This window comes from Caldovatus aquaticus, from assembly GCF_019458025.1.
Lineage (GTDB): Bacteria > Pseudomonadota > Alphaproteobacteria > Acetobacterales > Acetobacteraceae > Caldovatus > Caldovatus aquaticus.
Genome location: NZ_JAHZUY010000044.1, coordinates 16,227 through 29,371, shown reverse-complemented (window position 1 = coordinate 29,371; position 13,145 = coordinate 16,227). Strand labels below are relative to the sequence as shown.

The 13,145-nt window shown below is 76.7% G+C and carries 11 protein-coding genes; 4 read left to right on the top strand and 7 right to left on the bottom strand.

From position 1 onward, the window contains the following. Positions 1-20 precede the first annotated feature (20 nt). From K1J50_RS13925 to K1J50_RS13910, 4 genes are all read right to left on the bottom strand, one after another. Complete coding sequence (locus K1J50_RS13925) at positions 21-185, bottom strand: transposase (RefSeq protein ID WP_220116048.1); 165 nt, start codon at positions 183-185, stop codon at positions 21-23. A 160-nt stretch (positions 186-345) separates the two neighbouring features. Then, the gene (locus K1J50_RS13920) at positions 346-2,337 is read right to left on the bottom strand and encodes a PhoX family protein (RefSeq protein WP_220118354.1); all 1,992 of its coding nucleotides are present in this window, start codon (positions 2,335-2,337) and stop codon (positions 346-348) included. Between the two features lie 372 nt (positions 2,338-2,709). Further along, positions 2,710-4,284 carry a PhoX family protein gene (locus tag K1J50_RS13915; RefSeq protein WP_220118353.1) on the bottom strand — a complete coding sequence of 525 codons (1,575 nt, stop codon included), beginning with the start codon at positions 4,282-4,284 and terminating at the stop codon, positions 2,710-2,712. Beyond that, positions 4,281-6,596 carry a molybdopterin-dependent oxidoreductase gene (locus K1J50_RS13910; RefSeq protein WP_220118352.1) on the bottom strand — a complete coding sequence of 772 codons (2,316 nt, stop codon included), beginning with the start codon at positions 6,594-6,596 and terminating at the stop codon, positions 4,281-4,283. The genes K1J50_RS13915 and K1J50_RS13910 overlap by 4 nt, the downstream gene beginning before the upstream one ends. Before the next feature lie 185 nt (positions 6,597-6,781). Between K1J50_RS13910 and K1J50_RS13905 the strand changes: the two genes are divergently transcribed. Further along, positions 6,782-8,176 (top strand): aspartate aminotransferase family protein, encoded by a 1,395-nt coding sequence (locus K1J50_RS13905; RefSeq protein WP_220118351.1) that lies wholly within the window; start codon positions 6,782-6,784, stop codon positions 8,174-8,176. 81 nt (positions 8,177-8,257) lie between these two features. Continuing rightward, entirely contained in the window at positions 8,258-9,538 is a 1,281-nt protein-coding gene (locus K1J50_RS19630) for an O-antigen ligase family protein (protein WP_220118350.1), read from the top strand. 254 nt (positions 9,539-9,792) lie between these two features. Here the strand turns inward: K1J50_RS19630 and K1J50_RS13895 are convergent, their stop codons facing one another. Continuing rightward, on the bottom strand, positions 9,793-10,836 hold the full coding sequence (locus K1J50_RS13895; protein WP_220118348.1) for a polyprenyl synthetase family protein: 1,044 nt from the start codon (positions 10,834-10,836) through the stop codon (positions 9,793-9,795). Positions 10,837-10,913: 77 nt separating this feature from the next. Here K1J50_RS13895 and K1J50_RS13890 point away from each other — a divergent pair, with 77 nt between their 5' ends. Beyond that, positions 10,914-11,153 (top strand): putative signal transducing protein, encoded by a 240-nt coding sequence (locus K1J50_RS13890; protein ID WP_255575287.1) that lies wholly within the window; start codon positions 10,914-10,916, stop codon positions 11,151-11,153. Then, positions 11,140-11,910, top strand: a complete 771-nt coding sequence (locus tag K1J50_RS13885) for a tRNA1(Val) (adenine(37)-N6)-methyltransferase (RefSeq protein ID WP_220118346.1) — start codon at positions 11,140-11,142, stop codon at positions 11,908-11,910. Before K1J50_RS13890 ends, K1J50_RS13885 begins: the two co-directional genes overlap by 14 nt. 82 nt (positions 11,911-11,992) lie before the next feature. Here K1J50_RS13885 and K1J50_RS13880 read toward each other — a convergent pair whose 3' ends face one another. Both K1J50_RS13880 and K1J50_RS13875 read right to left on the bottom strand, forming a co-directional pair. Next, complete coding sequence (locus K1J50_RS13880) at positions 11,993-12,199, bottom strand: hypothetical protein (protein WP_255575286.1); 207 nt, start codon at positions 12,197-12,199, stop codon at positions 11,993-11,995. A gap of 197 nt (positions 12,200-12,396) precedes the next feature. Continuing rightward, positions 12,397-13,071, bottom strand: coding sequence for an SCO family protein (locus tag K1J50_RS13875; RefSeq protein ID WP_220118342.1), 675 nt, complete (start codon positions 13,069-13,071; stop codon positions 12,397-12,399). Positions 13,072-13,145 lie beyond the last annotated feature (74 nt).

Below are 13,145 nucleotides of genomic sequence, written 5' to 3'. Positions count from 1 at the left end.
AAGACGGTGGCGTATGGCCCCTATTCCGGCGGCAGGGCACGCCAGCGGCAGCCTTCGCGGAAACGGTGCACGATGCCGCCGATCCCCCGCCGGTCGTCCACGCGCCGCGGCCCGGTGTGGACCATCGCCGGATGCGGCTCGCTCGCCGCCCACGGCACGTCGCTCAGCCCGAACAGGCGCAACACGGTCCATCCCCCCGCCGTTGGGCAGGGCGAATCATCGCACCGTTCCCACGGCAATTGGGCGCAGACCCTAGCGCCGCTTCCGCCCGGCCGTGCCCGCCGCGGCGGCCCCGGCGCGTGGTCCGTCGCGCCGGTCCGCGCTTCCGGCCGTCCGCGATCGGCCCTAGCTCCCGATCACGCCGCCGTCCTTCTTCACGATCGCGATCACGCTCGGCCGCGGCGGTACGCCCTCGCGGAAGTCCGGCCAGCGGGTGGAGGGGCGCTCGAAGGTGCTGCCCGGGTCCTCGCCCGGATGCTGGATGGCGAGGAAGAGCGTGCGCTCGTCCGGCGTGAAGCAGGGGCCGCACACCTCGGCGCCGGTCGGCGCCTGGTAAAACAGCCGCGTCAGCGCCCGGCCGTGGCCGGTGGTGTCCGCGGCGTAGAGCCCGTCCGCCACCCCCGAGGTCTCCGGCGCGCCGTCGGTGGCGATCCAGATGCGGCCCTTGCTGTCGAAGGTGCAGTTGTCCGGGCAGGAGAGCCAGCCGTTCGGGCTGGTGGCGCGGTGGTAGCGCGCGCCGGCGTCGAAGCCCGGCGCGCCGGCGACGAGGAACAGCCCCCAGCGCATCTCCGTCGCCGCGTGGTCCGGCCGCCCCTGCGCCATCGGCGGGATGATCTCCAGCACGTGGCCGTGGATGTTGTTCGCGCGCGGGTTCGCCCCGCGCGCCTGCTGCGCGGTGCGGCGTGCGTTGTTGGTCAGCATCGCGTAGACGCGCCCCGTCACCGGGTTCGCCTCGACGTCCTCCGGCCGGTCCATCGGCGTCGCGCCGAGCAGGTCGGCGGCGCGCCGCGCCTCGATCACCACGTCGGCCTGGGAGTGGAAGCCGTTCTCCGCCGTCAGCGGCCCCTCCCCGTGCACCAGCGGCAGCCACGTCACCTTGCCGTCGTCGTCGAAACGGCCGACGTAGAGCGTCCCCTCGTCGAGCAGGTCGCGGTTCGCCGCCCGGTCGTCCGGGTTCCACGGGCGCGCGGTGACGAACTTGTAGATGTACTCGAACCGCTCGTCGTCGCCGCTGTAGAAGGCGACGCGCCCGTCGGGGCAGAGCGCCATGGTGCAGCACTCGTGCTTGAAGCGGCCGAGCGCGGTGCGCTTCACCGGCACGCTCTCCGGGTCGTAGGGGTCCACCTCGACGATCCAGCCGAAGCGGTTCGGCTCGTTCGGCTCCTTGTCGAGGCTGAACCGGTCCACGAACCGCCCCCAGCCGTACACCGCCTCGCGCACGATGCCGTAGCGGCGGTAGTGCGCGCGCTGCGGCCCGCTCTCCGCCGCCTCGCCGCCGAAGTAGAAGTTGAAGTTCTCCTCCGCCGTCAGCACCGTCCCCCACGGCGTGCGCCCGCCCGCGCAGTTGTTGAGCGTGCCGAGCACGCGCGTCCCGCTCGGGTCGGCATGGGTGCGCAGGCGCGGATGCCCCGCCGCGGGACCGGAGAGGCGCATCGGCGTCGCCCCCGTGATGCGGCGGTTGAACCGGCTGTCCCTCACGACGCGCCAGCGCCCGTCCGCCTCGCGCCGCACCTCGACGACGCTCGCGCCGTGCGCGGCGATCTCCACCGCCACCTGCTCGGCGTTGGTGCGCGCGCGCGCGGCGCGGCCGGCGCCGAGGCCGGGGAACATCAGGTTGGTGTTGGTATATTCGTGGTTCACCCACAGCAGCCCGTGGTCGGCGCTGCGCGAGCCCCGCGGCAGCGGGAAGAAGTCGAGGTAGTCGCAATTGTAGCCGAACTGCCGCGCCTGGGCCTCGGCCGTCTGGCGCGCCACGTCGAATTCCGGCGCGTCGGCGAGGATCGGGTCGCCCCAGCGGATCAGGAGCTGGATCTCGTACCCTTCCGCCACGGCGTCGCCCTGCGCGAGCTGGTGGCGCAGCTCGGGGAAGGCGAGGGTGGAGGGGCCGCCGTTCGGCGTGTTGCCGCTGCTGTGCGCGGGCGGCGGCGCCTGCGGCTGGGCCGGGGCGGGCCCGTCCGGGACCAGCGCCGCCGCGGCCGCCGCCGCGGCGCCGAGCATCGCGCGCCGGCCGTAGCGCGCGGCGATGATCGCGCCGATCGGCCGGGCCGGATCGGGATTGCTGCCGATGTCCTCGATCTCGGCCTCTTCGGCGTGGGGCAGCGTGGTCGGCTCGGACATGGCCCGTCGTCACTCCCTCTGCGCTCGGCTGCGAGCAGCCGCGGTCTGCAGCCGTTTCCGCCCGGCCGTGCGCGCGGCAACGGCTCCGGCTCGTTGTCGGTCGCGCGGATTCGCGCTCCCGGCTGTCTCCAGCCGTCCGCGATCCGCTCTAGACGGCGCGCCGCGACGCCACCATCGGGAACCGATGACCGTTCGGTGACGGTTTCGCGTCCGTCGCCCGGCGTTATAGCCGAATCCCGGGCGCCTGGGGCGGCCTCTCCGCCCCTGCCGCGCCGCACCCCCGTCGCCGCCGCGCCGGCCGCGATGCGCGCGCGGCCCGCCGCCGCGCCCGCGCCCGGTCCACGGCCGCCCGCCCGCGGCCGGAGACGGCCCCTATCCGCCCACCGCCCCGCCGCCGCGCCGCGTCAGCTCGAGCAGGGCGCTGCGCGGCGGCACGCCCTCGCGCAGGTCCGGCCAGCGGGTCGAGGGGTGCGCGAAGCTCGCGCCCGGCTCGGCGCCCGGGTGGCGCACCGCGACGAACAGCGCCGTCCCGTCGGGGCTCGGCGCCGCGCCGCCGATCGCCGCGGCGCGCGGCGCGCCGTAGAGCGGCAGCGCCAGGCCGCGCGCCGGCCCCTCGACCTCGCAGGCGTAGAGTCCGTCCGCCTGGCGTCCGACCACGCCGCCATGGTTGGTGCCGATCCAGAGCCGCCGGCCGGAGGGATCCATCGCCAGCGTGTCCGGCATGGCCGGCTGGGCGGGCGGCGGCGGCTCCGGCGGCGGGGCGCCGCCGCGCGCGGGCCGGGGCGGCGGGGGCGGGGGCGGCGGCTCGCGGCCGACCAGCAGGGTCAGCACCACGCCCGTCTCCGCCGCGTGGTCGCCGGCCGCCGGCACGATCTCGAGCACGCTGCCCGCGGGGCCGCCCGGCGCCGCCGGGGTGCCGCGGCAGGCGACGAACAGCCGCGCCCGCCGCGGATCCGCGGCGAGCCCGGAGGGCGCGTCGAACGGGCTCGCGCCGAGCCGGCCCGCCGCCGCCACCGGATCGCGCCAGGTCGCGGCCTCCGCCGGCAGCGGCAGCCAGCGCAGCCCGCCCGCCGGCTCGAGGCGCGCGACGAAGAGGGTGCCGCGATCGAGCGCGTCCGGCTCGGTCGCGGCGGCGTCGGAGACGAAGCGGAACAGGAAGCCGCCCGGCCGGCGGTCGCTGAGATAGACCACCGCCCGCCCGTCGCGGGCGAGCGCCGCCGCCGCGTCGCCCTGGGCGAAGCGGCCGAGCGCGGTGCGCTTGGCCGGCACCGAGAGCGGGTCGAGCGGATCGAGCTCCGCCACCCAGCCGTAGCGCGCGGGGTCGAGCCCGCCGACCCGCGCCAGCCAGGCCGCGGCCTCGCCCTCGCACAGCAGCAGCGTGCCCCAGGGGGTGGCGGCGCCGCCGGTGATGCCGAACAGGCCGGTGACGGGCGTCCCCAGCGGGCCGAGGCCCTCGGCGAGCGGGCCGCTCAGCCGGCACAGCGTGCGCCCGGTGAGGCGGCGCATCTGGTAGCCGCCCTCGACCACCAGCCAGCGCCCGTTCTGGCGCATCACGTTGACGAGGCTCGCGCCCTGCATGGCGGCCGCCACTTCCGGCCGGTCGCGCCCGTCCGGAAAGGCCATGCGCGGCTCCACCGTCGGATGGGCGACGGCGAGCACGGCGCGGGGAATGCCGTCGGCGGCGGGCGGCGGCTCGATCAGCGCGGCGAGGCGCGCATCCCAGCCGAACTGCGCCTCCGCCGCCTCGGCGTTCGGGCGATGGGGGTCCCAGGGGGGCGCGTCGTAGGCGACGCGGTCGCCCCAGGCGAGCATCAGCAGCCGCTCGTGCGGGCCGAGCACGGTGTCGTCCGGCTTCACCGGCAGCGGCGCCGGGGCGAGCTGCGCCCGCGCGGCCGGCGCCGCGGCGAGGGCGGCGGCCGCGGCGAGGGCGGCGCGGCGGCCGATCATAGCGGCGCCTCCTCCGCCGCGACCGGCGGCGGGAGATGGACCTTCACCGGCGGCAGCGGCCCCTCCCAGCGCTCCACCTCGACCAGGCAGGACTGCGCGCTCGGCCCCTGGCCGAGGCGGGAGGTGCCGATGTCGGGCGTCAGCACGTTGGGATTGCCGTGCACGCAGAGCGAGCCGGGCACGCCCGGCTCGAGCGGGTCGAACCAGGCGCCGGTCGCCATCATCGCCACCCCGCGCAGCAGGCCGGGATCGAGCCGCACCCCGGCGAGGCAGGCGCCGCGCGCGTTGAACACGCGCACCACGTCGCCCTCGCGCAGCCCGCGCGCGGCGGCGTCCTCGGGGTGCAGGCGGATCGGCTCGCGGCCCTGGATCTTGTCCGCCGCGGCGACGCGCCCGGGATCGAGCTGGCCGTGCAGCCGGCTCGCCGGCTGGTCGGAGAGCAGGTGCAGCGGATAGTGCGCCGCCGCCTTCGCCCCGAGCCACTCGCGCGGCTCGATCCACACCGGATGGCCGGGGCAGTCGGCATAGCCCATGCGGGCGATGGTCTCGCTGTAGAGCTCGACCTTGCCCGAGGGGGTGTCGAGCGGGTGCGCGGCGGGGTCGGCGGCGAAGTCGGCGAACTGGGTGTAGGACTCCTCCGGCTCCGGCGGCGGCGCCTCGACATGGCCCTCGGCCCAGAAGCGGTCGAAGTCCGGCGCCTCGAACCCCAGCCGCGCGCAGGCCTGGCGCCAGCGCTCGTAGAGGTGGCGCAGCCACGCGCCCTCGTCGCGCTGCTCGGTGAAGCGGTCGCGGTAGCCGAGCGCTTCCGCCACGTCCGCCAGCATGTCGAAGTCGTTGCGCGCCTCCCCCTGCGGCGGGATCGCCTGGTGCATCGCCCGCACGAAGCGGTCGCGCGAGGAGGAGGCGATGTCGTTGCGCTCCAGCGTCGTCGTCGCCGGCAGCACGATGTCGGCGTGGCGGGCGAGCGCGGTCCACCACGGCTCCTGCACGACGATCGTCTCGGCGCGGCTCCAGGCGCGCAGGAAGCGGTTGAGGTCCTGGTGGTGGTGGAACGGGTTGCCGCCGGCCCACCAGATCAGGCGGATGTCGGGCAGGGTGATCGTCCGCCCGTTGTATTCCAGCGTCCCGCCCGGCCGCTCCAGCATCTCGGTGATGCGCGCCACCGGGATGTGCAGCCCCGCGTTGCGCACCGGCGGCATGGAGACGGCGGGCAGCTCGCGCCGCGGCGTCCCCATGCCGTTGATCGAGCCGTAGCCGAAGGCGACGCCCTGCCCGGGCCTGCCGATGGTCCCGAGCATCGCCGCCAGCGCCACCAGCATCCACCAGGGCTGCTCGCCGTAGTCGGCGCGCTGCAGCGACCAGGCGGCGGTCAGCATGGCCGGCCTTTCCGTGCACTCCAGCGCCAGGCGGCGGATGGTCTGGGCGGGGACGCCGGTGATCGGCGCCGCCCATTCCGGCGTCTTCGCGACGCCGTCCGCCTCGCCCGCGATGTAGGCCCGCAGCCGCTCCCAGCCGACGCAGCGGGTGGCGAGGAACTCCCGGTCCTCCCGGCCCGCGGCGAGGATCGCCTGGGCCATCGCCAGCATCATCGCCGCATCGGTGCCGGGGCGGATCGGCACCCACTCGGCGCCGAGATCCGCCTCGGTGTCGCCGCGGCGGGGCGAGATGCTGACGAAGCGCACCCCGGCCGCCGCGGCGCGGCGCATCAGGGGGAGGTATTCGTGCACCCCGCCGCCGTTGCTGATCAGCCCGTTCTTCGCCGCGAGCCCGCCGAAGCAGAGCATCAGCCGGGCGTTCGCGGCGATCGCCGCCCAGTCGGTGACGCGGCCGAGCAGCACCTCGGTGGTGCCGAGCACGTGCGGCATCAGCGTCTGGCCGGCGGCGTAGGAATAGGCGGTGACCGAGGAGGTGAAGCCGCCGCCGAGGCCGAGGAAGCGCTGGAGCTGGGTCTTGGCGTGATGGAACCGCCCGGCCGAGGACCAGCCGTAGCTGCCGCCGTAGATCGCGCTCGGCCCGTGCTCGGCGCGCACGCGCCGCGTCTCCTCGGCGAGCAGGCGAACGGCGCGGTCCCAGGAGACGGGGACGAAGGGATCGCCGCCGCGCAGCGCGCCGCGCCGCGCGCCGCGCAGCCAGCCGCGCCGGACGTAGGGGCGATCGATGCGGCAGGGGGCGTGCACCACCTCCGGCATCGCCTCGATCAGCGGGCCGGGGAGTGGATCGCGCGCGAAGGGGCGGACGCCGACGAGGCGGCCGTTCTCGACCACGGCGTCGAAGAAGCCCCAGTGCGCGGCGTGCGGCCTGACGACGGTCATCGCGCCCCCTGTGCTGTCCGTGCCGCGGCGACCATGCCCCGATCCCCCGCCGTCCCGCAAGCGCAGGGCGGCGGCGGATCGCCGCCGAGCAATTCCGCTTCGATTGAAGCGCGGCCCGGCGGCGCCGCTCTTGGGTTTCGCGGCGGGCCGCCCTACAGTGGCACGCCCACGCAGAGGCCCGTCCCATGACCCCGCCCCGCAACTCCAACGCCGCGCGCGACATCGCGAGCGTCCTCCACCCCTACACCGACCACCGGCTGCACCAGCAGGCCGGTCCCGTGGTGATCACGCGCGGCAAGGGCGTGCGGGTCTGGGACGACCAGGGCAAGGAGTACATCGAGGCGGTGGCCGGCCTCTGGTGCGCCGCCCTCGGCTTCGACAACGAGCGGCTGGTGCAGGCGGCGACGGCGCAGATGCGCAGGCTGCCCTTCTACCACGCCTTCACCGCGAAGTCGCACGAGCCGATGATCGAGCTCGCCGAGATGCTGATCGAGCGCGCGCCGGCGCCGATGAGCAAGGCGTTCTTCGCCAACTCCGGCTCCGAGGCCAACGACAGCGCGGTCAAGATGATCTGGTACTACAACAACGCGCTCGGCCGGCCGCGGAAGAAGAAGATCATCTCGCGCCTCAGGGCCTATCACGGCATCACCGTCGCCTCCGGCTCGCTCACCGGCCTGCCCGCGAACCACAAGCTGTTCGACCTGCCGCTTCCCGGCTTCCTCCACGTCTCGACGCCGCACCACTACCACGGCGCGCAGCCCGGCGAGACGGAGGAGCAGTTCGCGACCCGTCTCGCCGAGGAGCTGGAGGCCGTGATCCAGCGCGAGGGGCCGGAGACGGTGGCCGCCTTCTGGGCCGAGCCGGTGATGGGCGCGGGCGGGGTGATCGTCCCGCCCGCCACCTACTTCGAGAAGATCCAGGCGGTGCTGCGCCGGCACGACGTGCTGCTGGTCGCCGACGAGGTGATCTGCGGCTTCGGCCGCACCGGCAACTACTGGGGCTGCCAGAGCTTCGGCATCCAGCCCGACATCCTCACCTGCGCCAAGGCGCTGTCGGCGAGCTTCCTGCCGATCTCGGCGGTGCTGATCAACGACAAGGTGTTCGAGGGCATCGCCGAGGGCAGCCACAGCGTCGGCACCTGGGGCCACGGCTTCACCTACTCCGGCCACCCGGTCCCCGCCGCGGTCGCGGTCGAGGCGCTGAAGATCTACGACGAGATCGGCCTCCTCGACCATGTCCGCCGCGTCGGCCCCTACATGCAGAAGGCGCTGCGCGAGCGCTTCGGCGACCACCCGCTGGTCGGCGAGGTGCGCGGCCTCGGCCTCATCGCCGCGATCGAGCTGGTCGAGGACAAGGCGGCGCGCCGGAACTTCGACCCGACGAGGAAGATCGGCCTGCGGCTCGCGAAGCTCGGCGAGGAGCACGGCGTGATCCTGCGCGCCCTGATCGGCGACACCATCGCCTTCTCGCCGCCGCTGATCATCACCGAGGCGGAGATCGACGCGATGCTCGACCGCACCGCCGCGGCGCTCGATGCGCTGACGGCGGAGCTGCGGCGCGAGCGCCTCGCGGTGGTCTGACGCGCGCCGCGCCGCCCGCCGCGCGCCTTCCCGGGCCGCGAGCCGGGGCAGGGCGCGCCCTCGCTCCGCCCCGGTCCGGCCGTGATCCCGTCCCCGCCCGCGCCGCGCGCCGCGCCGCGCCTCGCCGCCCCGGCGCTCCGTTCGCCGAGCCTGCCGGTCGCGGTGGCGCTCGCCGCCGCGCCGGGCGTCGCCGTGCTGCAGTCCAAGGCGATGGCGCCTCTCGCCCTGGCGGCGATGGCGCTTGCCGTGCTCGCCCATCGCCGGGCCCGCGGCGCCTGGCCCTGGCCGCGCGGGGGCGCGGTCTGGGCGGCGGTCGCGCTCGGGCTCTGGGGCGCGATCGGCGCCGCGTGGTCGGTCGCGCCGGCGCACAGCCTGCGGGCCGGCGCGGGCTTCGCCGCCGCGGTCCTGCTCGGCGGCGCGGCGGCGCGCGCGGTGGCGGCGGAGGGGGCGGCGGCGCGGACGCGGCTCGCCCGCTGGCTGGCGCTCGGCCTCGCCCTCGGCCTCGCCGCGGCGCTGGCCGATCAGCTCGGCGGCCACGCGCTGCGCGCCGCGGTGCGCGGGCTGCGCGAGGCGCCGGCGACGCTCGCCTTCGGCCTCAAGCCGGCGGCGGCGGTGATGGCGATGCTGCTGCCGCTCGTCCTCGCCGCGCCCTGGCCGGGCTGGGCGCGCGCCGCGCTGCTCGGCGGCGGGGTGGCGATCCTCCTGGCGCTGCCAGGGGAGTCGCCGAAGCTCGCCGCGCTCGCCGGGCTGGCGGCGGCCGGCGCGGCGTGGCGTGCGCCGCGCCTCGCCCCGCGGCTGCTCGGCGCGGCGCTGGCGGCGCTCCTCCTGCTCGGCCCCGCGCTGCTCGGCCCGGCGCTCGCGGCCGCCGCACCGCGGCTGGCCGCCACGCTGCCGCACTCGGCGGCGCATCGCCTGGCGATCTGGGACTTCGCCCTGGCGCGCATCGCCGAACGGCCGCTGCTGGGGTGGGGGATGGAGGCGAGCCGCGCCCTCCCCGGCGGGCGCGAGGGGCCGGATGCGGCGACCCTCGACCGGCTCGGCCTCACCGCCCCGGCGCAGCGCGCCTTCCTCCTCGCCCCCGGCGCCGCCGAGCGGATGCCGCTGCATCCCCACAGCGCCGCCTTGCAGGTGCGGCTGGAGCTCGGCGTTCCGGGCGCGCTGCTGGCGGCGGCGCTGGTGCTGCTGCTCGGCCGCGCCGTGGCGCGCGCGGCGCCGCATCCGCCGGCCGCCGCGGGCGCCTTCGCCGCCGCGGCGGTGTCCGCGCTGCTCAGCTTCGGCGCCTGGCAGGCCTGGTGGTATGCCGCGCTGCTGCTCGCCGCCGTGGCGGCCGCCGGGCTGCCGCCCCGGTCCCGGTCCGGCTGAGCCGGCCGGCGCGGCGCGGGAGGCCCCCCCCTGCGCGACCGCCGCCTTCCCTTCGCGGGGCCCGCGGCAGCGGCCCCGGGGCGCCGTCCCCCGGGCCGATGCGCGCGCCCGCCTGTCGCAGGCCGCCCGCGATCCGCGCTGGCGCCGTTTCCGCTGGGCCGTCCTCGCGGCAACGGCCGCGGCTCGTGATCTGCCGGGCGGATCCGCGCTCCCGGCGTTCTCCGGCCGCGCGCGATCTGCTGCCGCGATCCGCCCTAGCGCGCCCGGTCCACGCAGAAGCGCACGATCTCGGCCAGCGCCCGCCGCTCCGGCCCGTCCGCGAAGCCCGCGAGCGCGGAGAGCGCGGCGGCGCCGTATTCGCGCGCGCGCCCGAGGGTGTCGCGCAGCGCCCCGTGGCGCACGAGCAGCGCCTGGGCGCGCGCGAGGTCGCCCTCGCCCTGCGCGCGCTCCTCGAGCGCGCGGCGCCAGAAGGCGCGCTCCGCCTCGTCGCCGCGGGCGAAGGCGAGCAGGACCGGGAGCGTGATCTTCCCCTCGCGGAAGTCGTCGCCGACGGTCTTGCCGAGCGCCGCCTGCTCCGCTGCGTAGTCGAGGGCGTCGTCCACGAGCTGGAACGCCATGCCGAGGTTGCGGCCGTAGGTGCGCAGCGCCTCCGCCTCCGCCGCCGGCCGGCCGGCGACCACGGCGCCGATCTCGGTCGCGGCGGCGAACAGCGCCGCCGTCTTGCCCTCGATCACCGCGAGATACTGCGCCTCGGTGGTGGCGGTGTCGTTCTGGGTGACGAGCTGCAGCACCTCGCCCTCGGCGATGGTCGCCGCCGCCTCGGAGAGGATGGCGAGCACGCGCAGCGAGCCGTCCGCCACCATCAGCTGGAAGGCGCGGGCGAACAGGAAATCCCCCACCAGCACCGAGGGCTTGTTGCCGAACAGCGCGTTGGCGCTGGCCTGGCCGCGCCGGAGCGCGCTCTCGTCCACCACGTCGTCGTGCAGCAGCGTCGCGGTGTGGATGAACTCGACGCAGGCCGCGAGCGCGATGTGGCGCTCGCCCCGGTAGCCGCACATCCGCGCCGCGGCGAGGGTGAGCAGCGGCCGCAGCCGCTTGCCCCCGGCGGCGACGATGTGCGCGGCGAGCTGGGGGATCAGCGCCACCGGGCTCTGCATCCGCTCGACGATCAGGCGGTTGCAGGCCTCGAGGTCGGCGCGAACCAGCTCGGTCAGCGCGGCGAGGGCGTCCTCGCCGCGGCTGGCGGAGGCCTCCTGCGATCCGGTCGCGGACGCGGCTGATGCGGCGGCGGCACTCACTCTCGGCTTGACCTCGGCGCGGGCGCGGCACCATAACGGCCGGCCCGGCGGGCGGCAAGCAAAGGGAAAACAACGGCTTGGCAGAGGACGGCCTGCGCGTCGTCGCGGTCACCGGCGATCCGGTCCGCCTCTCCTTCCTCGCCGCCCTGCTGCGCGACGCCGGCATCGGCTGCGTCGTGCTCGATGCGCACATCGCTGCGGTCGAGGGCAATATCGGCGCCTTCCCCCGCCGCCTCGCGGTCGCCGCGCGCGACGCGGGCGCGGCGCGCGCCGTGCTGCGCGAGGCGGGCGAGCTGCCGCGCGATGCGCCCGCCTGACGCCGCCGCGCCGTCTGCGGCGGACGCGCTCCTCGGCGGGCGGGTGCGGCTGCGCCAGCCGCCGCGCGGCGGCGGCTTCCGCGCCGCCATTGATCCGGTGCTGCTCGCCGCCGCCGTGCCCGCCCGGCCCGGGGAGCGGGTGCTGGAGGCCGGCTGCGGCAGCGGCGCCGCCTTCCTCTGTCTCGCCGCCCGCGTGTCCGGCCTCTCGATCGTCGCCGTCGAGCGCGACCCGGCGCTGGCGGCGCTGGCGCGCGAGAACGCCGCGGCCGCCGGCCTCGCCGGGCAGGTTGCGGTGGTGGAGGGCGACGTCGCCGACCCGGCGCTCGCCCGCCGCCTCGGCCCCTTCGATCACGCCTTCGCCAATCCGCCCTTCTGGCCTGCCGGCACGCCGCCGCCCGGCGCCGCCCGCCAGGCCGCGACCCACGAGAGCGGCGCCACCCTGGAGGACTGGGCGCGCTTCCTCGCCGCCGCGCTCCGCCCGCGCCGCGGCACGGCGAGCCTGATCCTGCCGGCCGCCCGCTTCGACGCCGGCGTTGCGGCGCTGCGTGCGGCCGGCTGCGGCGCGGTCGCGCTGCTGCCCTTCTGGCCGCGCGCCGGGGAGCCGGCGAAGCGCGTCCTGCTGCGGGCGGTGCGCGGCGGCCGCGGCCCGGCCCGCGTGCTGCCGGGCCTGACGCTGCACGAGCCGCCGCCGGGGGGCGGCTACACCGCCGCCGCGCAGGCCGTGCTGCGCGACGCCGCGCCGCTCGACCTCGGCTGATCCGCGCCGCCGGCCGGCGCGCCGCCGCGTCCGGCGGCCGTGGCGCCGGGCCCGCGCGGCGCTCTCCGGCGGGCGCCGGCCGCTACTGCTCCTTCGCCTCCGGATGCCGGAGCAGCCACAGCCGCTCATGGGCCGCGACCAGGCTCTCCATGTTCTTGCGCCGGTTCTGGTCGGGCGCCATCGGGCGGCGGGTGAGCATCATCTCGAGGATGCGCAGCAGCTCCTCCGCCACCTCGAAATCGCCCTGGTCGCAGGCATGGTGGAAGGCGATGAGGATCTTGTCGGACAACCGGCGCGTGTAACGCGGCGGCCCGTTCGCGCTCCCCCTGGCGCCGTCGCGCGGACCGTCCGGGTCCTGATCGTGTTGATTCTCGGCCATATCTGCCCCCCTAGCGCCGCGGTTCCCGCCCCCCGGAGAGCGGCGGCGCGTCCCATGCAACGGGACGGAACAATAACCTAGCGACTATCCCGCCGATACCCGGTGATTCAAGAGCCGCGCATCTGGGCGCGGACCGCGGCGGCGATCGCCTCCGGCTCGGTGCCGGGGCGGAACAGGCTGCGGACCCTCCCGTCCGGACCGACGAGGTAGAGGAAGCTGGAGTGGTCCATCAGGTAGCCGGTGTGGTCCGGGCTGCGGGCGCGGGCGTAGTACACCCGGTAGCGCCGTGCCGCCTCCGCCACCTGCTCGGCGCTGCCCGTCAGGCCGACCATGCGGGGGTGGAAGCGTCCGACGTAGTCGGCCAGGGCCTCCGGGGTGTCGCGCTCCGGGTCGATGGTGACGAACACCGGCGTCACCCGCTCCCCCTCGGGGCCGAGGATGTCTAGCGCCGCGGCCATGATGCCGAGCTCGGTCGGACAGACGTCGGGACAGTAGGCGTAGCCGAAGTAGACGAGCAGCCAGCGCCCGGCGAAGTCCTGCTCGGTGACGGTCCGGCCGGTATGGTCGGTGAGGCGGAACGGGCCGCCGAGGGCGGTCCCCTGGGGCAGCCGCACCCCGCCGGCGGAAGGCAGCGGCATCTCGGCGCCGAACAGGCCGGCGATCCGGCGCAGGAAGGCGTCGCCCAGGGACTCGCCGGGCGCCCGGCCGAGCCAGGCCGCCGCCCAGAGTCCGGCGAGCAGGACCAGAAGCGCGAGGGAGAGGAGGCGGAGGGTGCGGAGCATGCGTGCGGGAGGATCCGGGGGGGCGGTCGGGCGGCACGGTCCCCGGCCTCGGTCCGCCGCCGCGCGCCGGGGGA